Genomic DNA, 19,967 nt, shown 5'->3' with positions numbered 1-19,967 from the left:
AGCTGGAACGCTATCGCATGACTGGAACGTCACTCGCCGGCGCCCTTCTGGTCCGTTTGCGGAGTCGTGCCGCCCGTAGTGCCGCCCTGGCCTGGGTTCTGGCCCGGGTTCTGTCCCGTGCCGCCGCCCGGAGTGGTTGGCTCGGTGGACGGAGTCGTCGGCCCAGTGCTCGGCTCCTGGGACGGAACCGCCGGAGTGGTCGGTTCCTGGGTCGGCGTCACCGGAGTGGTTGGCGAAGGCTGCGGAGCCGGCTGCGTTTGCTGTTCCGTTTCCTTCTTGTCGCCATCACCCGTGGTGGTGGATTCCTTGTCCTTGGAATCATTGTTGTTCTCGGTGGTCTGCGGCACAGCCTGCTGCTGCGTGGCCGCGGAGCTGCCGCCGCCAATGCCCCAGTTGCCTTCCGGTCCGCCGATCTTACCCGTGTCCTCGGCGGTCGGGAACGGCAGGACTTCCTGGCCTTCCAGCGCCTGCCTCATGAACTCGGCGCACAGATGCGACGGGTAACCCGTGGAGGACACACCCCAGCCGTCGAAGGCCGGCACCTGCTGAGCGCTGCCGTCCTCACCCGGATTCCAAATGGCCCACACGTTGAGCAGCTGCGGCACATAGCCCACGAAGGAAGCCGCCGTCTCATCGTTTGCCGTACCAGACTTGCCGGCGATCGGACGGCCGATTTCGTACTGCAGCGTCGGCGCCGTACCGCCTGCGGAAGTGGTGCCGAGCATGGCCTTCTGCACAAGCGCGCAATCGTTGGCGTCGAAGACGCGCGTGGCGTCATCCTTCGCCTTGTACAGCGTGTCCTTGTCCTTGGAGACCGTGGCCACCACGTGCAGCGTATGCTTCACGCCATCGCCCGCGATCGTGGAGTGGCCTTGCGCCAGATCCCATGCGGTAATCGAGTTGATACCCAGAATGTTGTACAGCGTATCGGGGTTGATCTTGCTCGTGATGCCGGCTTCCTTGACGATCTTGGCGTATTTCTCAGGCGTCAAGTGTTCGTTGACGTTCATGAAGACCGTGTTGACCGACTTCGCCGTGGCCGTATACAAGTTGATGTTGCCGTAGCTCATGTTCAACGCGTTCGGCACATCCGCATACACGCCAGGCGTGGTTTCGAACTCCAGGCCCGAGTTGCCGTTGAACAGCGTATTGAAGCTCACGTCGTCCTGCGCGGCGCCCAGAAGGCCGAACGGCTTCATTGTGGAGCCCGGCTGGAACGTGGCCTGCGTGCTGTTGTTGAGCTGGTGCGCAAGGAAGTCCGAGCCGCCGTACATGGCCTTAACGGAACCGTCGCGCGGATCCGTGGCGATGCCGCCGACCTGGATGCTTTCGGGCATGCCCGCCGGACGCTCGTCGCCCACGGCCTGCATCTGGCTTTGCATGGACTTGTCCAGCGTCGTGATGATCTTGTAGCCACCCGTTTCCAGCTCTTCCTTGGTGAACGCCTTGTTGCCCACCAATTCGTTTTCCACGGTGGTCAGCAGATAGCCGTTGGGGCCCGCAAAATCATTGAATGTCTTGAGCGGGATCGGCTCAGGGTACTTGGCGTCTTGCGCCTGCTTGGCCGTGATGTAGCCGTCTTCCTTCATGATGCGGATCACGCGGTCATAACGGCTTTCGGCCTGCTTCGGGTTGTCGTACGGGTTCCAGGTGCTCGGCGCCGGAATAATGCCGGCCAGCGTTGCGGCCTGATCCACCGTCAGATCCTTGGCGTCCACGCCGTAATAGGTCTGCGCGGCGGCCTGGATGCCATACGCGCCGTTGCCGAAGTAGACCGTATTCATGTAGTTGCACAGAATCGTGCTCTTATCCTGGGTGTGCGCAAGCTTGATGGCGAGCACAGCTTCATGCAGCTTGCCCAGATAGCTTGTCGTTTCACCCAAGTAATAGCGTTCCGCATACTGCTGCGTCAGCGTGGAACCGCCTTGGCGCGAACCCGTGGTGATGTTGTTCCACAGGGCGCGTGCGATACCGCCCAAATCGATGCCCTTGTTGGTGTAGAACGAGCGGTCTTCCGAAGAGACGATCGCGTCGCCCACATAGTTCGGCAATGTGGAGCAGTTGATGATCTCACGGTTCTCCTCGGCGAACGAACCGATCTTCGTGGTGCCGTCCGAGTAGTAGACCGTGGTCTTCGAAGCCAGAGCCGTGTCCTCCGGGTTCGGGATTTTCGTAGTGGCATACAGGTATGCGAAGGTGGCGCCGCCAATGACGAGGATGGCGCCAATGACCCCGAGCAGAATCTTCCACCACAAGCCCTTGTGCTTCTTCTTCGGCTTGTTGTTCTTCGGAGTCTTGGGAGAATTTTCAGATATGTGTTGACCGTCGATATTCGCTGCAGGCGTTCCCGTGGAACGGCTTGATTTCGGACCGTCCCCATTTGGGTGCGAACTTGCGGTTCGTGTCTTTGAAACCATGAGTCCCACGGTAGCCCATAAGGGCGAAAAGTAATGGTATCAATTGCTGATCGGCGAAAATATGCTGTGCATTTAATCCGCTGGTGGGACGGCGACTGTATGCTTGGGTGTTGAAAACGCGCAAGCATACACAAGGAGTCTTTTAAAAATGAGCATTCGCGTGGCTATTGCAGGCGTGGGCAATTGCGCTTCATCCCTGGTGCAGGGTGTGGAATACTACAAGGACACCAAGGACGAGGACAAGATCCCTGGCCTCATGCATAACAATTTCGGCGGATACCGCGTGCGTGATATTGAATTTGTCACCGCATTCGATGTGGATTCCGAAAAGGTGGGCAAGGACCTGTCCGAAGCCATTGGCGCTTCCCAGAACAACACCATCAAGTTTGCGGACGTGCCGGAACTGGGCGTGGAAGTTCTGCGCGGCCCTACGTATGACGGTCTTGGCGAGTACTACCGCCAGATGATTACCGAATCCGACAAGGAGCCGGTGGACGTGGCCCAGGTGCTGCGCGACAAGAAGGTGGACGTGCTTGTCTCCTACCTGCCGGTTGGTTCCGAAGAGGCCGACAAGGCTTACGCTCAGGCCGCCATGGATGCGGGCTGCGCATTTGTGAACTGCTTGCCGGTGTTCATCGCCTCCGACCCGGTGTGGGCGCAGAAGTTCCGTGACGCCGGCGTCCCGATCGTGGGCGACGACATCAAGTCCCAGGTCGGCGCCACCATTACGCACCGCGTGATGGCCCGCCTGTTCGAGGATCGTGGCGTGCGTCTTGACCGCACCTACCAGCTGAACGTGGGCGGCAACATGGACTTCATGAACATGCTGCAGCGTTCCCGCCTCGAGTCCAAGAAGATCTCCAAGACTCGCGCAGTGACCTCGATTGTTCCTCACGAGCTCGATCCGCACAACGTGCACATCGGCCCGTCCGACTACGTGGCATGGCTCGACGACCGCAAGTTCGCGTTCGTGCGCTTGGAAGGCACCACCTTCGGCGATGTCCCGCTGAACCTCGAGTACAAGCTGGAAGTGTGGGATTCCCCGAACTCCGCCGGCATCGTGATCGACGCCGTGCGCGCCGCCAAGATCGCCCTCGACCGCGGTCTGGCCGGCCCGGTGCTCGCCCCGAGCTCCTACTTCATGAAGTCCCCGGCCGTGCAGCACGAGGACAACGAAGCTCGCCAGCTCGTTGAAGAGTTCATCAAGGGTGAAGTCGAAGCCACTGAAGAACAGCTCAATGAAGATGTGGCCGCGGCCCAGGCTGCGGGCAAGGATGTCTGGAAGGCCTGAAATTTAGGCATACCGCACTTAACTTGTGCATAACGAACTGCCCTGTTTGCGCTTGACGCAAAACAGGGCAGTTTGCATATTTTCAAATTGCGTGTACACTGACTGTTGCCTCCATGTGGCGCTATGTCACCCAATCCCCCCAGGGCAGGAATGCAGCAAGGGTAAGTGGCCTCTAACGGGTGCGTGGAGGTTTTTCTTTTATCTGGCGGCTGGGTTCCCTTCTGCATTTTGCGACAGACACGCCGCGGTTCATGTCTCAAAATGCAGAAGAAGAAGTCAGGTTTGATGCAGCCGCAACCCGCCTACTACCGCTGTGCGCGATTGATCGCGGAAATAATGGCCTTGAGCGAGCTTGTGATAATGGACGAATCCACACCGGCGCCCCACATCACGCACTTTTCCGCATCCTGGCCAATCTCGCATTCCACATAGGAGGCGGCCATGGCGTCCGTGCCAGCGGACATCGTATGCTCGGCGTAATCAAGCACGCGCGCGTACACACCGAAGGTGGCCACGGCGTTGAGGAACGCGTCAATCGGGCCGTTGCCGATCCCGCTGATCTCGCGCACGATTTCCTCGTCCTTGCCCACAACCACGCCACGATCGAGCACCTTGGCCGTCAACTGCGTATCCGAACCGTCCTCGCCCGACGACAGCGCCACATTGAGCAGCTTGAGCCTGCCCCACTGCTGCAGCGACGAATCGTGCATATCGCTGACAAGCTTGCCCGCAGCCGTGGATCCGTGATCGTCGATCGCCAAATATTCGTCCTTAAACAGTCGCCAGATGTCTTCGTCCTTTACTTCCAACTTGGTTTGGTCGGCATACGCCTGTACCGTGCGCTCGAAATCGACTTGCATGCGCTTGGGCAGGTCAAGATTGTGGTTGGCCTTGAGCAGGTACGCCATGCCACCCTTGCCCGACTGCGAGTTCACACGGATAATCGCCTCGTACGAACGGCCCAGATCCTTCGGGTCGATCGGCAGGTACGGCACGAGCCACAAGAAGTCCTCGAGCTGCACGCCCGCTTTTTCCGCGGCCATTTCACGCGCTTCGAGACCCTTCTTGATCGCGTCCTGATGCGAACCCGAGAAGGCCGTGAACACGAAATTGCCCGCGTACGGATGACGCTCGGAAATCTTGAGCTGGTTGCAGTATTCCACGGTTTTGCGGATCAGCGGCACATTCGAATAGTCGATCTGCGGATCAATGCCTTGCGTCAGCATGTTCAGACCCAGCGTCACCAGATCCACGTTGCCCGTGCGCTCGCCGTTGCCGAGCAAGCAGCCTTCAATGCGGTCCGCTCCCGCCAGAATGCCGAGTTCGGCGGCGGCCACACCCATACCCTCGTCATTGTGCGGGTGCAGGGAAAGAACGACGGCGTCGCGGTCCTTCAGATGCGTCGACACATATTCGACTTGGTCCGCGAACACGTTGGGTGTCGTCATTTCGACGGTGGCCGGCAGATTGATGATCATCGGATGGTCGGGAGTCGGCTGGATCACGTCGATCACAGCATTGCACACGTCGACCGCATACTCGGGTTCCGTTCCCGTGAACGATTCGGGAGAATATTCGTAATAAATATCGGTTCCCTCGGCGTCGCCTTCCAAATCTTTGCACAATTTCGCGGCGTCCGTCGCGATCTGCATAATGCCGGCCCTGTCTTTGCGGAACACGACCTCGCGCTGCAGCACGGATACGGAATTATAGAAGTGCACAATCGCACGTTTCGCACCGCGCAGGCACTCGTACGTCTTGCGAATCAGATGTTCGCGCGCCTGAGTAAGCACGACGATCGTGACGTCGTCGGGAATCAATTCGCGCTCGATAAGCATGCGAATAAAGTCGTAATCAGTGGCGGACGCACTCGGGAAGCCGACTTCGATCTCCTTGAAGCCCATATCCACGAGCATCGTCCAAAAACGCAACTTGCGCTCGGAATCCATAGGATTGACGAGAGCCTGATTGCCGTCGCGCAAATCCACGGAACACCAGCGAGGGGCACGACGCAACCGCTTGTCCGGCCAGGTGCGCTGAGGATAGTCGAACGGCACCTGCCTGTTGTACGCCAAATACTTGGTATACGGCATATGGCTTGGCTTCTGCGGTGCCCCAATGAATTTTGCGGGAGGCAACGACGGATCGTTGTTCCCTCCGTTGGACGCCGCAGCGATAGCCGCAAGATCAAACACTGACGAACGATCCGGATCCATCATTACTCCTCCTGATTGCTGCATATACTCCTCATTTCCCCATATGGAGCGACACGGGCCCAGAGATCGAGCCAGTAACTTCATCGTTCCCCATATAGCGTTACCGGCTTTGGAAAGCCAGTACCCCCCCCCACAGTAGCGAGAATGAGACGGCAACCGGAAGAGACGTCCATATATGTCAAAAGAATTATCACAATTTGGACGCCGAAACGTTTTATATGAAATGGTATGCCAGCAAATGTGCGTCAGCGAACGTGTACAAGCAGGTCCGCTGACGTCAATGCGCGAACTAATTCACGCGAACAACGAGATGCCGCGGCGCGCCATGCAATACGCGTTGCCGAGCCAAGTATGACGCGAATTGGGCCATACGGCGCCTAGTCGCGGAGCGTTCTGGCTCATCCAAATGCTCGGCACACGGCCGTCGTTGCTGCGCGATCCCAGCAAATTGAATCCGTTCTTTTCCAGCAACCATTCCGGATGCTGCGTGGCGATCGCCAGACCCTCTTCGAGCGTCAGCGGAATGCGCTCATCGGAATCGATCAGCTTGCGCGCCACGTCGGGCTCGCGATTGACATAGCACGTGCCCGTATGCGGCTCGATCACCAAATAAAACGGGCCTTCGGGCGGTTCGAAACCGGCTTGCGGTTGGAAGCTGGCAATATCGCGCGGCGGCATCGTTGTGAAGCCCGCCATACGGTAGATCGACGTACGTGCGATCAGCGATTCGGGACTGACCAGCTCGCGCGTGGGAACCAGCAGAATATCGGATCCCAAATCGCTCGATTCTAGCGCGCGGATCAATGGTGCCGCGAGCGCCCGGAACGACGCCGCGCTCATATCCGCCACATCCGGATATCCGAGCGCCACGATGCGGTCCAACTGCTTTTGTGCTTCAACTGATGCCACTGACATGGCTTCCAGCATAGCCCGTTCGCTTAATAATGACGCGCGTTACGCGAATGCAGAACGCCGTTGCCTCATACGGAGCGTTAATATTTGCAATTTACTGGTTAACTGCGGATTCGTTGCGTGAAATTTTGCAGTTAACCCGTTATCTGCGGTTTTCTTGCGTGAATATTTGCAGTTTCCTTATTAGTCGCGTAAATATACGCGGATTACCCGTTAACTGCAGTTTTCTTGCGTGAATATTTGCAAATAACGACTAATACGACGATTATTCACGTGAAAAACTGCAAATAACGCCTTAACCGCACTTTTCACTCGCGTTCCGCGGCGTGTCTCGACTAAAAAGCGCGGTTAACGAGCAAACCGCAAAAATTCACGTGAATAATCGTCGTCTAACCAGTAAATTGCGTATTTTTACGCGGGTAAGAAGGAAACCCACAACCAACGTCACAGCTGATCGGCGAAGTGCTTGCGCGCCACGATTTGCGCAAGTTCCACGGCATTCAGCGCGGCGCCCTTGCGCAAGTTGTCGTTCGTCACGAAGAACGCGAGGCCCTTGCCATCGTCAACGGCCTGGTCGGAACGGATGCGGCCCACAAAACTCGGGGTCTTGCCGGCGGCCAGCTGGGCGGTGGGAATGTCGTTCAATTCGACGGCCGGAGCGGACTCGAGCACTTCACGGGCGGCGTCGGGCGTGACCTCGCGCTCGAACTCGGCGTTCACGCTCATGCCATGAGCCGTGAATACGCCCACGCGCACGCAGGTGCAGGAGGCCTTGAGGTCGGGCAAGTGCAGGATTTTGCGGCTTTCATTGCGCAGCTTCTGCTCCTCGTCGGTTTCGAGCGAGCCGTCGTCGGCAAGCGCGCCAATAAACGGCACTTCGTTGAACGCGATTGTGCGCACGACTTTGGTCGGCTCGGGGAATTCAATAGCGGTGCCGTTGAACACGAGCTGGTCGGCGCCTTGGTCGAGCGCGGCCTGAGCCTCGTTCATCAACTGTTCCACGCCCGCACGTCCCGCGCCGGAAACGGCCTGATAGGAGCTGACAATCAGTCGTTTGAGGCCGAAAGCGTCGGCAAGCGGCTTGAGCACGGGCATAATCGCCATCGTCGTGCAGTTCGGGTTGGCCACGATGCGCGACGGAATGTCGTCAAGATCGTCGGGATTGACTTCCGCCACCACCAGCGGCACGTCCTCGTGCATGCGCCACTGGGAGGAGTTGTCGATCACATACGCGCCGGCCTCGGCGAACTTGGGCGCCCACTCCTTGCTCGTGGAACCGCCCGCGGAAAAAATGGCGATGTCGATGCCGGTCAAATCGGCCTTGGCAACGTCTTCGACTTCGATTTCATGACCGCGCCATTCGAGCGTGCGTCCCGCCGAGCGTGCGGACGCCATGAAACGCAAGTTCTTTACGGGGAAATCGAGTTCGTCCAGCACGCGGCGCATCACCATGCCGACCTGGCCCGTCGCGCCCAGCACCGCCACATTCACGCCGCGCTCATTGATTTGTACCATGAATTTACCTTCCGTTAGTGCCGTTGTCGGCCTTGTCAGCTTCGTTGCTACCGCCAACGGTTGTCAGCGGATCGTTCCGGAATTTCAGCGGCCCGTACCGCCGTATACCACCGCTTCCACTTGCTCCGCGTCCAGTCCGTACGCGGTGTGCAATGCCTTGACCGCATTGTCAAGCTGGGCGAGCGGCACCAGCGCGGCGATGCGGATTTCGGAGGTGGAAATCATGAGCACGTTGATCCCTTCGTTGCTCAACGCGCGGAAGAACTTGGAAGCCAGGCCCGAATGCGTCTTCATGCCGACGCCGACCACGGCCACCTTGCCCACATTCGTGTTCACGTCGAACGAGGTGTAGCCGAGCACATCCTGTTTGTCGAACAGGAGTTCCTGGACGCGCTTGGCCGCCGCTCCGGGAATCGTAAAGGAGATGTCAGCCGTGCCCGTGGACGCGCCCGCCTGCACAATCATGTCCACGTTCACATCGGCTTCCGCAAGGCCCTCGAAGACGCGGGCCGCCATGCCCGGCTCGTCGGGAACGCCACGGACCGTGGCAAGCACTTCCGTACGGTCATGCGCCACACCGGAAATGATCGGAGCCTCCTGGCCCAAGTCGGGGAACATGTCGCCCAACGTGTCTTGATCGTTCATGAAAGCCTCCATTTACAAATGATTACAGATTCGTGATTACAGATTCGGCAAAGATGCGGGATTGACGCCGTCGGGAATGACGAGCGTGCCACGACGATGGGAGAACGAGCTGCGTACGTGCAGCGGCATGTTGAAACGCTGCGCATATTCCACGCAACGCAACGCGAGCACTTTGGAACCGCACGACGCCATCTCCAAAATGGCGTCATACCCGATCACGGGAATGCGGCGTGCTGTGGGCACAATGCGCGGATCAGCCGTAAAGACGCCGTCCACATCGGTATAGATTTCACAAATATCGGCGCCCAACGCCACGGCCAGCGCCACCGCGGACGTGTCGGAACCGCCGCGCCCCAGCGTGGTGGCGTCGCCACGTTCGCTTCTGCCCTGGAATCCGGCCACAATGGCCACGCTGCCCTTGTCAAGCGCCCGGCGCACACGGTCGGGCTTGACGGCGCGAATATGGGCCGCGCCAAACTGCGCGTCCGTCATGAATCCGGCTTGGGAACCCGTGAACGAATACGCGTGCGAACCGGCCGCATGGATCGCCATCGCAAGCAGGCTCATGGAGATGCGCTCGCCTGCCGTCATAAGCATGTCCATTTCGCGCGCGGGCGGATCGGAATCGATACTCATCGCCTGGTCGATCAGGTCGTCCGTGGTGTCTCCCATTGCAGAAACCACCACGGCCACGTCGTTGCCGGCGTTTTTCGTCTCGATAATGCGGCGCGCGACGCGCTTGATCGAATCGGCGTCCGCCACCGAAGATCCGCCATATTTCTGCACAATAAGGGCCACAGTTATCTCATCCTCTAACTCGATCGAATTGCTGCACGCCGTGTTGCCTCGCTGTTGCATATCGGGCGGCAATCGTAGGTGAGCATCCCGATTATAAAAGCCCTTATGTTGCGCAGTTTAGACAACTTTCACCATACGAACTGAATTATGAAACTTCTTGTCGTCCGGCCAGAGCGCGCGAAAGCGTGATTTCATCGGCGTATTCAAGGTCCGCGCCTACGGGCAGGCCGCTCGCCAAGCGCGTGACTTTCACGCCCAGCGGCGAAATAAGGCGGCTCAAGTAGGCGGTGGTGGCCTCGCCTTCAATGTTGGGGTTGAGCGCCACAATAATCTCCTGCACTTCGTCGCCGTGCAAACGCTGCAACAGTTGCGCGATCCTCAAATCGGACGGCCCGACGTTGGCCATCGGGTTGATTGCACCGCCCAGCACGTGGTACAGGCCGCGGTATTCGCGCGTACGTTCCACGCTCATGACGTCCTTGGGCTCCTCGACCACGCAAATGACGCTGTGGTCGCGGCGCTGATCCTCGCAAATCGCGCACGGGCTGTGCTCACACACGTTGCCGCAGATTTCACAGAACGTCACGTGTTCCTGCACGTCGCTAATGGCGTCGATAAGCCGCGTTGACTCGTCACCCGACGTGGACATCAAATAGAACGCGATACGCTGCGCGCCTTTCGGTCCAATGCCGGGCAGCGCCGCGAACGCATCGATGAGGCGCTGTACCGCGCCGTCGTACGCCATGACCATATGTCCTCGTTTCGTTGCGGAATCGATTACCGCATGGATTATTGATGATGGGAATTGGTGGCCCGATTAATCGAGACGCGCCTTCTTGTTGCGCTCGTTTTTCGGATTGTGCGGATCGTTCGCCGCGAACGACTCGACTTTTTTCACATCGAACGCGCGTTTGAAATCGTCGATATTCATCATATTCGACTCTTCAATCGTGCGGTCGCTCATCGAATAGTCGTTCGGGTCGTCAGGAACGTCGTCTTGCGCAGCCGGTTCGGGCTGGGCCTCGTTCGGCTCGCTCGACTGTGCGGCGCGGTAGGACGGCCTGCTCGACTGTGCCGGACCGTTCGCGGAATCCTTGACTTCCGCCGCCGCGTACGGATCGGACGGCGGCTCGGCCGGAGACGTGACGTCGGCGGAGCCGAAAGTGGTGGCGTTCGCGGCGGACATCTGCATGGCCCACGGATCCTCGACGTCGGCCAACGATGCGGGGGCCGGCGTCGAAGCGGCCGCGGGAGCCGGGGACGCGGGAGCTTGCGCCGGGGACGCCGGCTTGTCCTGCGCGGCATTCGGCTGGCTAGCGGCATCCTTGTGCTGCTCGGATGCCTTGCCGGGCATGCTCATGCCGATGTGGACGCCCGGAATATCCAAGGCGTTGATGCTCTGCTTGGAGATCTGCGAACGGATTTCCTGTTGCTCGGAAGCGGGCAACGCACTCCAAGCCGGAGCCTGCGCGCCATCGGCCATCTTCTTGGTCGGGGCGAGCTGAACGTGGGCACCGAACACTTCACGCACCTTGGCGCGCACAATGTCCACGACGCTCGTGGTGCCATTCACGGATTCCTTGGCCACGGCAAGCGCGAACGCGTATTTGCTCAGCGGCTTGTCGAACTTGATCCACAGTTTGCCCGTCTGCATCTGCTCGTTGAGCACAAGGTTGATGCGCGGAACTTTGGTGCGGTTCACATACTCGGCCACATCGTGCGGCAACGCCGCCACGAGACGGTCCCAACGTTCGTCGGGGCTTTGCGTGGACGGGATGATGCCAAGCGCCGACGATTCCGGCGTCTGGCCAAAGGTCGGGAAACCACCCGAAGCGGGCCGTTGTTGAGGCGCGGCAGCTGGAGCCGATGCGGACTGAGCCGGGGCAGGCTGGGCTGGCGCTGGCTGTGCAGGGGCCGGAGCTGGAGCAGCAGCGGAAACAGGCGGCATCTGGGCCGCGGCGGGCTTGGCGGCGGTCTGAACCGGCGCGGATTTCGCAGGAACTTGCTGAGGCGCAACGGTTGGCTGGCTTTCAGCAGCCTTGTGCTGTGCGTTCGCGTTGCCTTGAGCCGCCGGCTGACGCGCGGAGCGGTAGTGCGACACGGGTGCCGCATTGCTGGCGCCGCCGTTCGTGCCGTCTGCGGCACCACTGGCAACCATGGGTTTCAGCTCACGCACGGCCATAAGCTGCGCGGCCAACAGTTCAAGACGCATACGCGGAGAAACGGCGCCGGCCATGTGTACAAGCGTGGCGTCCATCGTCTCGGCCATCGTCGTCAGCGTGCGCAAGTCCAGCTGCTGTTGCTGGCGGCGCAACAAGTCCACCTGCTCTTCGGCATCCTCGCCCAATACGGATTCCGCGGCGTCGCCGCCCAACGCGAGCACGAGCAGATCGCGCGTGCGCGCGAGCAGGTCTTCCACAAAGTGGCGCGGATCATAGCCGCCCACAATCACGTTCTGTACTACGCCATACAGTTTCGCGCCGTCACGGTCGATAATCGCGTCAATCGCGTCGCTAATCAGCGCGTCCGGCGTGAAGCCGAGCAATGCGACCGCCGCATCATACTGGATTTCGCCGTCCACGGCGCCCACCATGAGCTGGTCGAGAATGGAGAGCGTGTCTCGCACGGAACCGCCGCCCGCGCGCATGACGAGCCGCAGCACGCCCGGCTCGGCAGTAATCTCCTCTTTCTCGCACACGTCTTCAATGAACGGTCCCATGATTTCTGGCGGCACAAGACGGAACGGATAATGGTAGGTACGTGAACGGATCGTGCCGATCACCTTGTCGGGCTCGGTCGTCGCGAAAATGAACATCACATGTTCCGGCGGCTCTTCCACAATCTTGAGCAGCGCATTGAAGCCCTGTTGCGTAACCATGTGGGCCTCGTCGAGAATGAAAATCTTGTAGCGATCGCGCGCGGGGGCGAAACTCGCCTGCTCGCGCAACTCGCGAGCATCGTCGACACCGTTGTGGCTGGCGGCGTCGATCTCCACCACGTCCACGGATCCCGGGCCACCGGTGGCCAGATCACGACAGCTGTCGCACACGCCGCACGGATGCGCCGTAGGGCCCTGCTCACAGTTGATGCAGCGCGCCAAGATACGTGCGGAACTGGTTTTGCCGCACCCGCGCGGACCCGAAAACAGGTACGCGTGGGTGAGCTTGTGATTGTCAAGTGCGCGCATCAGCGGCACCGTTACCTGATCTTGTCCAATGACGCCTTCAAATGTGTCTGGCCTGTATCTGCGGTACAACGCCTGTGCCATTCGCACTTCTCCTCAAAGAATGGTGAAAAGTCACCTATCCATACATCTGTTCATCGTGATCACTCAATTTTGTGCGATGCGTCAGACTCGTCGGATGCGCCGAATTGGCCCGACTCGTCAAGCCGCTTGGCTTCCTCAAGCTCTTCACTCACAAAATTGCCCGTCACGGGGTTTCGGCCGTCGCGTTCAATAATGGCGACCACTTGCGCATCCTGCGACTCCTGGTCGAACGACTTCTGCACCGCCGGCGGAACCAGCAGCCTCAAGTTCTCAGGAGAGGCAGATACCTCTACAGGTAATGTACCAACATATTCGCCGTCTGCCGACAGGATCGGCGGTTCGGCGCCTTCTCCCGAATACGACAGTTCCACACGGCGGATACGTTGCCAGCCGAAGCATGGCGTGGAGAGCAACTTGCCCTTGTACAAGCGGCTCACGGCTTTGGCAAGCTCGGGCAGCTTCGGGATATAGCGCATCCACACCATGTCGAGCATGCCGTCCGCAAAGCGCGAGTACGGGGAAATTTCAATGCCACCGCCAATATGACGCGAGTTCGCAATAGTCAACATCGAAGAGAGGATGTCGTATTCCTCCACCACGCCGTCAGACAGCTCGACTTTCACATGGTATCCATACTTTTTAAAGTGCGTAATCTCATGCAGCACGCCAGCGAAGTAGCGTACGGAACCGCCCGGCAAATGCGAGTGCGTCGCATAGTCGTTCACGCACGCGTCGATGCCGCAAGACAGCATGCCCGCAAAATAGCGGTCGATGGGGCGCGGCTTCTGCAATGCGTCTCTCGTGGACGTGTCCACGGCCGTGGAGTCCGAGCCTGGCACGGACGTGACATGTCCCAGATCCACTTCCACCTGGCATCCGCACACAATGGCGCCCACAATGCCTTCCACAGCCGTTTCCAAACGGTTGACGGGCAGCTTGAGGCCGCGCGCGAAATCGTTGCCCGAGCCCATGGCCACAATGCCCAGGGGCTTGTCCGTGCCGCCTACGGCGTTGACGCCGAGCGAGATCATGCCGTCGCCGCCCACGACCACGAGATAGTCATATTCGTCGCGCCACGTGCGGGCGTTGTTCAGTGAGTCTTCGTAGCTGGTTCCTGTAAGGTCTATGGCCGTAAAGCCATGGCCCTCACCCGCCTGCTGAAGTAGTTCGAGTACTTTCGCGCTATTCTTCGCTCCTGCGCCTTTTGCTGCCGACGGGTTACCGATAACCGCCACGATTAAGTGCTCACGTTTCATAATCTTCACGATAATCGCACTAGTCACCCAAATGCTAGAGCCAGCGAACAAGGTGTGACGCACCCCACATGCCCCTTATGCGGCACATGGAACGGGCCCGGCTCGCGAGCGCACGGTTACGCGCGAAACCAGCGGCACACGCGTTCGTACGGTAACGGCCACCTGCACCTCGTCGTTTTCGACAGCGCAATCGTCGAGTTGCGCCTGGTTGTCGCTGGCGATTTGCGCAGCCAGCGAGCACGCGTCCGCGCTGGCATTCATCTGCACGCTTGCGCCCGCGAGCGCCGCGATATCGGCCGCCGTATGCGCCTGCGCTTTGCTGATCAGTACATTGCCGACGGCCGCGATGATCGTGAGCAGCGTGATGATGCCGACTACCAGCCCTACCGCCACTATGCTCGCGCTGCCGCGGTCCGCCGATTTTGCGAGATTCCCGAGTTTGGCGTTCATGGCCGCACTCCCGTCGCCGATCCCGTGACTGAGGACGGCAGTACGCTCCATGGGTCGCAGGTTACGGGGCACTGCGTGGTCACGGTGAACTGCCGTCCGGATTGGTGAACAGTGACGCCGGCCCCGGCTCCCGCAGTGGCGTGCACCATGCCTGTGGCGTCCACATGGGCGTCGTGTACCACGAGCATGCGCGCCACGTTGGCTGCCGCATCCTGACATACGATCGTCCGATTGCTTATGTGCGCCATATACAGCACGAGCGAGGCGACAATAATGACGGCGGGCATGATGACGGCGAATTCGGCCGTAACCGCGCCACGGTCGGCGGCGTACGAGACGCCACAACGCGTATTGCCGGCCATGCGCCCGGCTGTTTCGTGGTATCGGCACCAGTACCGGCGTCGCACTGTTCGCAGCATCATCTACCCCACTTGCAGCGCGTTTTGCACAATGTTCGTAAGCAGTGTGCGCACGGTATCCGATTTGAGCAGCGAGACGAGCACTGCGGCGAATCCTGTGGCCGCCACGAGTACGACGGCGTATTCGGCCGTGGCCGCGCCGCGCTCAGGGGTTTCGGCAAGTGCGCGCATGCGTAGGTCAAGGCGTATGGCCGCCTGGCGCATGCGCTCGCGCAGTGAATGGGGACGGTCTGCCATGAGGTTGCGGTCGATCATGGCGTGTGCAGTGTTCATAGCGATCTCCTTGTCGTTGTGGTCCGATCCTTGGTAGCGCCGGGCCCAAGTCCCGGTGCTTCCACTTTCTTCGCCGCCGCTTTGCCACGCCACTTTCGCGGGGCCTTGTGGTCGGACGGAGGTATGTCGAGATGCCAATGTGCACGGATGGTTCCGAATTCGGTGGAAATGTGGATTGCGGCGGAGTTATGCACATGCCACCGTGGTTGTACACATACTTCGGGTGCACAAGTGAGTACATGGTGTGTGCGAAAGTTATGCACATTTACATGCCCATGGCAAAGGACGCGATGGTCGGAATAACCGCGATGCATAGAAAGGCCGGCAAAAAGCACAGGCCCGTGGGAAGCAGGAGTTTGACCGAGAGTTTTTGCGCACGCTGTTCAATACGCGTACGCTCCGTGGATTCAAGTTGTTCCATGGCCGCGCGCAATGGCGCGGCGGCGCGGATTCCACGTTCCCATGACTCACGCAACGTGGCGCCAACCAGACGCAGGATCCGCTGCGCATGGTCGATATCGGCGGCCGAATACGGCGCCCCGTTTATCAGTTCCGCAAGATGATCGCACGGCAGGCACCACGCGTCTGACCAGGATGACGCGCATACAAGTTGCCGCGCCGCATAGGCGAGGCCTGTTCCGACACCGCCGCCCAGTACTTCCCCCACGCACTGGAGCGCTCGCGGAATCGCGGCGCCCTGTTCCAGCGCTACCAACAGCAATTCGAGGACGAGTGCAGCGTCAGGGCGCCAATTATCCCCCGCATGACGGTCGCGGCCTTGTCCCACCGATTCCAGCCGCGACGCAAGCGGCACGGGTGCAAGCCACAGCCATACGGCCACTCCCGCGCACAGCGCCGCCACGATCACCCATGCCATGTGCATCACGGAGAGCCATCCCGGTCAAGCAGCAGTTTCATCCACCACAATCCGAGCGCGTAACTGCCCACGCCCAGCAACAGACACAGCAGTCCTTGCATGGAACCGACAAGGAACCAAACGGGATTGGCGCCCAACAATTCGCCCAGCAACAGCGTGACGGCGGGCAGTGCGCACAACATATGCACGGTGGCTTTCGGTACGGCGAATGCCGTTCTTGTCAGATCTTCGCTTAATTTGAGCCGCAGGCACGCACGACGCACGGCTTCCACGCAATCGACCGTACGGCAACCCAATACACTGCTTAACGCATAGGCAGCCGCAAGGCCATGCGCGACTTGCGCAACCTGGCGCACGGAATCATGGTCCGCCGCACATCCGGCAATGGCCTCCCGCAAACGGCCCGCATCCAGGCGGCCCGCGCTGTCCGTAATGGAAACAATCGAGCCATGCGCAGGGATCTGCCGCATGATTGCAGACCGCAACGTCATGCCCGACTGCAGGGATGCGGCAATCGAGGCGAGCGCCACACTTAATCCGACGCCCGGCTCCGCACGGCGTGAACGGAAACTATTACTAAACCGCGCCCGGCGCCGCTCCAGTGGAATGGGACGGTCGGGACTCCACCACGCCAATCCCAGTGCCAACGCTAGCAACAGGACACTTACAACCGCGCTTATCTCTGCACCCCCAGACGCACCCACAACCGCACTCACCGCAGCCACCGTTCACAAAAGGCGCGCCACCGCTCATGCATATGGTCGCATACCGCCGCTTCACCCGAGCCGTTCCACACGGCCAGCGGTGCGCCCGCCAACCCTTCCCCGTTCAGCGAGAGCGTGCCGATTTCGGCGATGTAGCGTTGCGAACCGTTGCGCCGCAACATGACGAGCACATCGAAAGCACGGGATGCCAACAGCGCTGTGGCACGCGGCTCAAGCCCGGCCAGCAGGCCCAGCGCCATCAAGCGCGCGGGCACATGGGCCACACCATTGGCATGGATTGTTGTCATGCCGCCCGCATGTCCCGAATTGGACGCGCGCAGCAGGTCCACAATTTCTTCGCCACGGCATTCGCCCACCACAATACGGTCGGGCCGCATGCGCAAGGTGGCTTTCACGAGCTGCGCGAGACTAATGGCGCCCGCGCCTTCCACATTGGCCTGCCGCGTAAGCATCGACACCATGTTGCCGTGGTGCACGGCTCCAAGTTCGCGCACTTCCTCCACCACCACAATGCGCTCGCGCACGGAACACTCCTGCAGCAGCGCCTTGAGCAAGGTGGTTTTGCCGGCGCCCGTGCCGCCCACAATAAGCATGTTGGCACGTTTGGCCACCATATGCCGCAACAGGTCTTCCCATGCGGGCGGACATAAACCGTGGCGCACCAAATGGTCAAGTCGTGAGGCGCGCCGGTCGGGCAAACGGATCGAGATCGCCGCACCTTGCGAGACGATCGGCGCAACCACGGCGTGAATGCGCGTGCCGTCGGGAGCGGAAGCGTCCGCAATGGGTGCGGCTTCATCGAGGCGGCACCCCAATTGTGCGCACAGGCGCACGGCGTATTCACGTAATACGGCTGCGGGCCGCAACGGAATGTCGATATGGGCGCGCTCCATGCCGCGCCCGCAATCAACCCACACTTCCCCGCCGCAGGTCACAGCCACATCAGTAACGGCGGGATCGGCCGCCACGGCGGCCAGCGGACCGAACAACAGGTCGTCCGTAACAACCCCGCAACCAAATGTTTCATGTGAAACATTCATCATGACGTTTCCCGCACTTCCCGTTGCGACATCGCCCGCGAAGACTCGAACGCGTCCATTACCAGCGACGCCAGCCGTTTCACGCCTCCGCGTACCTTGCGCGGTACCGAACCAAGTCCCATACCTTCCAACACGTCGCTACATAGCCTGTTGTCCGCACGAATCGGCCCGCATACATCGCAGCCCATATACCGTTCCGCACGCGCCACCGACAGCACGCCGCGCCCGCGCGCCGATCCCGTGGGCTCCACACCCGCCACGGCAGCGATTCCTCCCCGAAACTCCTCGGCCCCGCGCAGCCACGCCACATGCGCTTTGGCGCGCGCCAGCCCAAGTACGGAAAGTTCGAGAAACACCACATGATGCGCGGCCATAAGCAGCGGTACGGTTTTTACAACGCTGCCGCGGCCCGCGTCCACCACCACAACATTGCCGTCGTCCGCGAGCGCCCGCACTGCGGCTTGCACATCCCACCATTGCGGATGCGGCTCCCTCCATGGCGCAAATGACAGTATGGCCACATCCTGCCATTGCGGCAGTTCCGCGTACAGCGCCCGCCCGTCCAGGGATCCGAGCGGCGCCTGCACTTCATGCCAGCGCTTGCCGCCCTCGCGTTCCAGTCCCAGCAGCACGTCCATGCCGCCACCACTCGCGCAAACGTCGGCGTCGACTAGCGAAATATGACGTTCATCATGTCTCAATTCCAGCGCGAGTTCGCGCGCCAACAACGCCACTGCCGTACTTGCGCCAATCCCTCCGCTCGCGGACGAGCATACGATGACATTCGACCGTTCTGCGGAAGAGTCAGCCGCGCCCGTCACCGACCCCTCCCCCCAAAACGGCCGCACCTCTGCCGGCTCCACCACTACCCGCTTCCGCTCCGCCCACACGAGCCACAGCCGGCACGCGGTCGAGCGTCACCGTGTCGTCATTGACGGACGGCACAAAAAATTGTTGCGGATCGTAAGCCTCACGCGGTACCGCGGACGCCTGCCGCGTTGTTGCATCATTCATAGTCCGATTCAATCGGACCGCACCCCGCTCGGGCAATCCGAGAACATGCGTGTGGTCAACCGGTCCCGAATATGCGAAACCGGTGGAAAACCTTCCCAGTCTTCCACCGGCACCGCTCTGCAGAAGAGCCACAGAGTCGCAGAGTTAGTGTTGTTGAGCTATTAAGCGACCGCTACTCGAGCTTTCCCTGCCGCCACAAATGGGCGGCTTGCTTAAGATCCTTGGCCGTGGCGTGCAAATTCGCGCCCGTATGCAACAGCCGGGCCACTTGCGTGCTCGAAGCTTTCGAATGGCGCGCTTGCACACGCAAACCGAGCACCACAACCTCAATGAACGTGGCCGCACGCGTCAGCGCAACAGCGAAATCCCCCGTAAACGCGCCCGAAAGAATCGAATCGGCCGTGCGCGCGATGTCGGATTCCGTAGGCGCGGCATCCACGCCCACAATCGCGGACGCGCTCGTGGCCACGGGCTCCCCGAGCCGCCACAGGCGCGTCACGCTTTCCTTCTGCCTGCGCATCCACGTACGCAGCATGTACAAGCGCCACAAGGTGCCCGGCAAGGTATCGGGCTGCGCATCGCTCCATAGTTCCGCGACCACATCCACGCCCTCACGATCCACAATCGTCAGCGTGCGCTCCACCACGCGCGCATCGGTCGCATGATGCACGCGATCAAGCAACGCGGCGGCCGTGGCATGGCTGATTTCACTAAGCTGCTGCGGATCCATGCCGCCCACAATGTTGTCGGCAATGGCCGCATCCAGCTGCCCCGGGCGAGACGGCCGCGGCGAACCCGTATGACTGAACGCCGAACCGCTCGACACAATGGAACCGGAACCAACGCGCATG

19 protein-coding genes and 1 other RNA gene are annotated in these 19,967 nt (G+C 60.4%); 2 read left to right on the top strand and 18 right to left on the bottom strand.

Annotated elements, in window-relative coordinates:
- Positions 1 to 29 precede the first annotated feature (29 nt).
- The gene (locus BMAGN_RS04105) at positions 30 to 2,417 is read right to left on the bottom strand and encodes a transglycosylase domain-containing protein (protein ID WP_081640893.1); all 2,388 of its coding nucleotides are present in this window, start codon (positions 2,415 to 2,417) and stop codon (positions 30 to 32) included.
- A 148-nt stretch (positions 2,418 to 2,565) separates the two neighbouring features.
- Here BMAGN_RS04105 and BMAGN_RS04100 point away from each other — a divergent pair, with 148 nt between their 5' ends.
- Together BMAGN_RS04100 and ffs are read left to right on the top strand one after the other, a co-directional pair.
- Entirely contained in the window at positions 2,566 to 3,708 is a 1,143-nt protein-coding gene (locus BMAGN_RS04100; RefSeq protein WP_022859912.1) for an inositol-3-phosphate synthase, read from the top strand.
- 103 nt (positions 3,709 to 3,811) lie between these two features.
- An RNA gene (gene ffs / locus BMAGN_RS08065) (signal recognition particle sRNA small type) lies at positions 3,812 to 3,906 on the top strand.
- A gap of 107 nt (positions 3,907 to 4,013) precedes the next feature.
- Here the strand turns inward: ffs and leuA are convergent.
- From leuA to BMAGN_RS04015, 17 genes are all read right to left on the bottom strand, one after another.
- A complete protein-coding gene (gene leuA / locus BMAGN_RS04095; RefSeq protein WP_026502047.1) occupies positions 4,014 to 5,924 on the bottom strand; it encodes a 2-isopropylmalate synthase in 1,911 nt (636 codons plus the stop codon).
- A 294-nt stretch (positions 5,925 to 6,218) separates the two neighbouring features.
- Entirely contained in the window at positions 6,219 to 6,839 is a 621-nt protein-coding gene (locus BMAGN_RS04090; protein ID WP_026502046.1) for a DUF5701 family protein, read from the bottom strand.
- A 441-nt stretch (positions 6,840 to 7,280) separates the two neighbouring features.
- Positions 7,281 to 8,351, bottom strand: a complete 1,071-nt coding sequence (locus BMAGN_RS04085; protein WP_022860371.1) for an aspartate-semialdehyde dehydrogenase — start codon at positions 8,349 to 8,351, stop codon at positions 7,281 to 7,283.
- A gap of 84 nt (positions 8,352 to 8,435) precedes the next feature.
- On the bottom strand, positions 8,436 to 8,996 hold the full coding sequence (locus BMAGN_RS04080; protein WP_022860370.1) for an ACT domain-containing protein: 561 nt from the start codon (positions 8,994 to 8,996) through the stop codon (positions 8,436 to 8,438).
- A gap of 36 nt (positions 8,997 to 9,032) precedes the next feature.
- Positions 9,033 to 9,794, bottom strand: a complete 762-nt coding sequence (locus BMAGN_RS04075) for an aspartate kinase (protein WP_022860369.1) — start codon at positions 9,792 to 9,794, stop codon at positions 9,033 to 9,035.
- Positions 9,795 to 9,939: 145 nt separating this feature from the next.
- On the bottom strand, positions 9,940 to 10,545 hold the full coding sequence (gene recR, locus BMAGN_RS04070; RefSeq protein ID WP_022860368.1) for a recombination mediator RecR: 606 nt from the start codon (positions 10,543 to 10,545) through the stop codon (positions 9,940 to 9,942).
- A 66-nt stretch (positions 10,546 to 10,611) separates the two neighbouring features.
- A complete protein-coding gene (gene dnaX / locus BMAGN_RS04065) occupies positions 10,612 to 13,062 on the bottom strand; it encodes a DNA polymerase III subunit gamma/tau (protein ID WP_022860367.1) in 2,451 nt (816 codons plus the stop codon).
- A gap of 59 nt (positions 13,063 to 13,121) precedes the next feature.
- Positions 13,122 to 14,318, bottom strand: a complete 1,197-nt coding sequence (locus tag BMAGN_RS04060) for a diacylglycerol/lipid kinase family protein (RefSeq protein ID WP_022860366.1) — start codon at positions 14,316 to 14,318, stop codon at positions 13,122 to 13,124.
- Between the two features lie 75 nt (positions 14,319 to 14,393).
- Positions 14,394 to 14,768, bottom strand: a complete 375-nt coding sequence (locus BMAGN_RS04055; RefSeq protein ID WP_022860365.1) for an Rv3654c family TadE-like protein — start codon at positions 14,766 to 14,768, stop codon at positions 14,394 to 14,396.
- A complete protein-coding gene (locus tag BMAGN_RS04050) occupies positions 14,765 to 15,130 on the bottom strand; it encodes a TadE/TadG family type IV pilus assembly protein (protein ID WP_022860364.1) in 366 nt (121 codons plus the stop codon). The genes BMAGN_RS04055 and BMAGN_RS04050 overlap by 4 nt, the downstream gene beginning before the upstream one ends.
- Before the next feature lie 60 nt (positions 15,131 to 15,190).
- The gene (locus tag BMAGN_RS04045) at positions 15,191 to 15,424 is read right to left on the bottom strand and encodes a DUF4244 domain-containing protein (protein WP_051126669.1); all 234 of its coding nucleotides are present in this window, start codon (positions 15,422 to 15,424) and stop codon (positions 15,191 to 15,193) included.
- A 301-nt stretch (positions 15,425 to 15,725) separates the two neighbouring features.
- Positions 15,726 to 16,343, bottom strand: a complete 618-nt coding sequence (locus BMAGN_RS04040; protein WP_022860362.1) for a type II secretion system F family protein — start codon at positions 16,341 to 16,343, stop codon at positions 15,726 to 15,728.
- Positions 16,343 to 16,993 (bottom strand): pilus assembly protein, encoded by a 651-nt coding sequence (locus BMAGN_RS04035; protein ID WP_155802540.1) that lies wholly within the window; start codon positions 16,991 to 16,993, stop codon positions 16,343 to 16,345. The genes BMAGN_RS04040 and BMAGN_RS04035 overlap by 1 nt, the downstream gene beginning before the upstream one ends.
- A 56-nt stretch (positions 16,994 to 17,049) precedes the next feature.
- A complete protein-coding gene (locus BMAGN_RS04030; RefSeq protein WP_193345727.1) occupies positions 17,050 to 18,105 on the bottom strand; it encodes a TadA family conjugal transfer-associated ATPase in 1,056 nt (351 codons plus the stop codon).
- Positions 18,102 to 18,923 (bottom strand): CpaE-like family protein, encoded by an 822-nt coding sequence (locus BMAGN_RS04025; RefSeq protein WP_156095725.1) that lies wholly within the window; start codon positions 18,921 to 18,923, stop codon positions 18,102 to 18,104. The genes BMAGN_RS04030 and BMAGN_RS04025 overlap by 4 nt, the downstream gene beginning before the upstream one ends.
- The gene (locus tag BMAGN_RS04020) at positions 18,907 to 19,116 is read right to left on the bottom strand and encodes a hypothetical protein (protein ID WP_034250342.1); all 210 of its coding nucleotides are present in this window, start codon (positions 19,114 to 19,116) and stop codon (positions 18,907 to 18,909) included. The genes BMAGN_RS04025 and BMAGN_RS04020 overlap by 17 nt, the downstream gene beginning before the upstream one ends.
- Before the next feature lie 172 nt (positions 19,117 to 19,288).
- The gene (locus BMAGN_RS04015) at positions 19,289 to 19,966 is read right to left on the bottom strand and encodes a hypothetical protein (RefSeq protein ID WP_022860358.1); all 678 of its coding nucleotides are present in this window, start codon (positions 19,964 to 19,966) and stop codon (positions 19,289 to 19,291) included.
- Position 19,967: the final 1 nt, after the last annotated feature.

The sequence above is a fragment of the Bifidobacterium magnum genome (assembly GCF_000741255.1).
Taxonomy (GTDB): Bacteria; Actinomycetota; Actinomycetes; order Actinomycetales; family Bifidobacteriaceae; genus Bifidobacterium; species Bifidobacterium magnum.
Note: the sequence above shows the minus strand (reverse complement) of the source record. Positions and strands in the feature narration are given on the sequence as shown.

What these genes read in the sequence shown, in the direction of transcription:
- BMAGN_RS04045 (WP_051126669.1), bottom strand. Translation starts at nt 15,424, where the DNA reads ATGGCAGACCGTCCCCATTCACTGCGCGAGCGCATGCGCCAGGCGGCC.
- recR (WP_022860368.1), bottom strand. Translation starts at nt 10,545, where the DNA reads ATGGTCATGGCGTACGACGGCGCGGTACAGCGCCTCATCGATGCGTTC.
- BMAGN_RS04040 (WP_022860362.1), bottom strand. Translation starts at nt 16,343, where the DNA reads ATGCACATGGCATGGGTGATCGTGGCGGCGCTGTGCGCGGGAGTGGCC.
- BMAGN_RS04080 (WP_022860370.1), bottom strand. Translation starts at nt 8,996, where the DNA reads ATGAACGATCAAGACACGTTGGGCGACATGTTCCCCGACTTGGGCCAG.
- BMAGN_RS04085 (WP_022860371.1), bottom strand. Translation starts at nt 8,351, where the DNA reads ATGGTACAAATCAATGAGCGCGGCGTGAATGTGGCGGTGCTGGGCGCG.
- leuA (WP_026502047.1), bottom strand. Translation starts at nt 5,924, where the DNA reads ATGGATCCGGATCGTTCGTCAGTGTTTGATCTTGCGGCTATCGCTGCG.
- BMAGN_RS04090 (WP_026502046.1), bottom strand. Translation starts at nt 6,839, where the DNA reads ATGTCAGTGGCATCAGTTGAAGCACAAAAGCAGTTGGACCGCATCGTG.
- BMAGN_RS04030 (WP_193345727.1), bottom strand. Translation starts at nt 18,105, where the DNA reads ATGATGAATGTTTCACATGAAACATTTGGTTGCGGGGTTGTTACGGAC.
- BMAGN_RS04105 (WP_081640893.1), bottom strand. Translation starts at nt 2,417, where the DNA reads ATGGTTTCAAAGACACGAACCGCAAGTTCGCACCCAAATGGGGACGGT.
- BMAGN_RS04055 (WP_022860365.1), bottom strand. Translation starts at nt 14,768, where the DNA reads ATGAACGCCAAACTCGGGAATCTCGCAAAATCGGCGGACCGCGGCAGC.
- BMAGN_RS04100 (WP_022859912.1), top strand. Translation starts at nt 2,566, where the DNA reads ATGAGCATTCGCGTGGCTATTGCAGGCGTGGGCAATTGCGCTTCATCC.
- BMAGN_RS04015 (WP_022860358.1), bottom strand. Translation starts at nt 19,966, where the DNA reads ATGCGCGTTGGTTCCGGTTCCATTGTGTCGAGCGGTTCGGCGTTCAGT.
- BMAGN_RS04050 (WP_022860364.1), bottom strand. Translation starts at nt 15,130, where the DNA reads ATGGCCGGCAATACGCGTTGTGGCGTCTCGTACGCCGCCGACCGTGGC.
- BMAGN_RS04060 (WP_022860366.1), bottom strand. Translation starts at nt 14,318, where the DNA reads ATGAAACGTGAGCACTTAATCGTGGCGGTTATCGGTAACCCGTCGGCA.
- BMAGN_RS04020 (WP_034250342.1), bottom strand. Translation starts at nt 19,116, where the DNA reads ATGAATGATGCAACAACGCGGCAGGCGTCCGCGGTACCGCGTGAGGCT.
- dnaX (WP_022860367.1), bottom strand. Translation starts at nt 13,062, where the DNA reads ATGGCACAGGCGTTGTACCGCAGATACAGGCCAGACACATTTGAAGGC.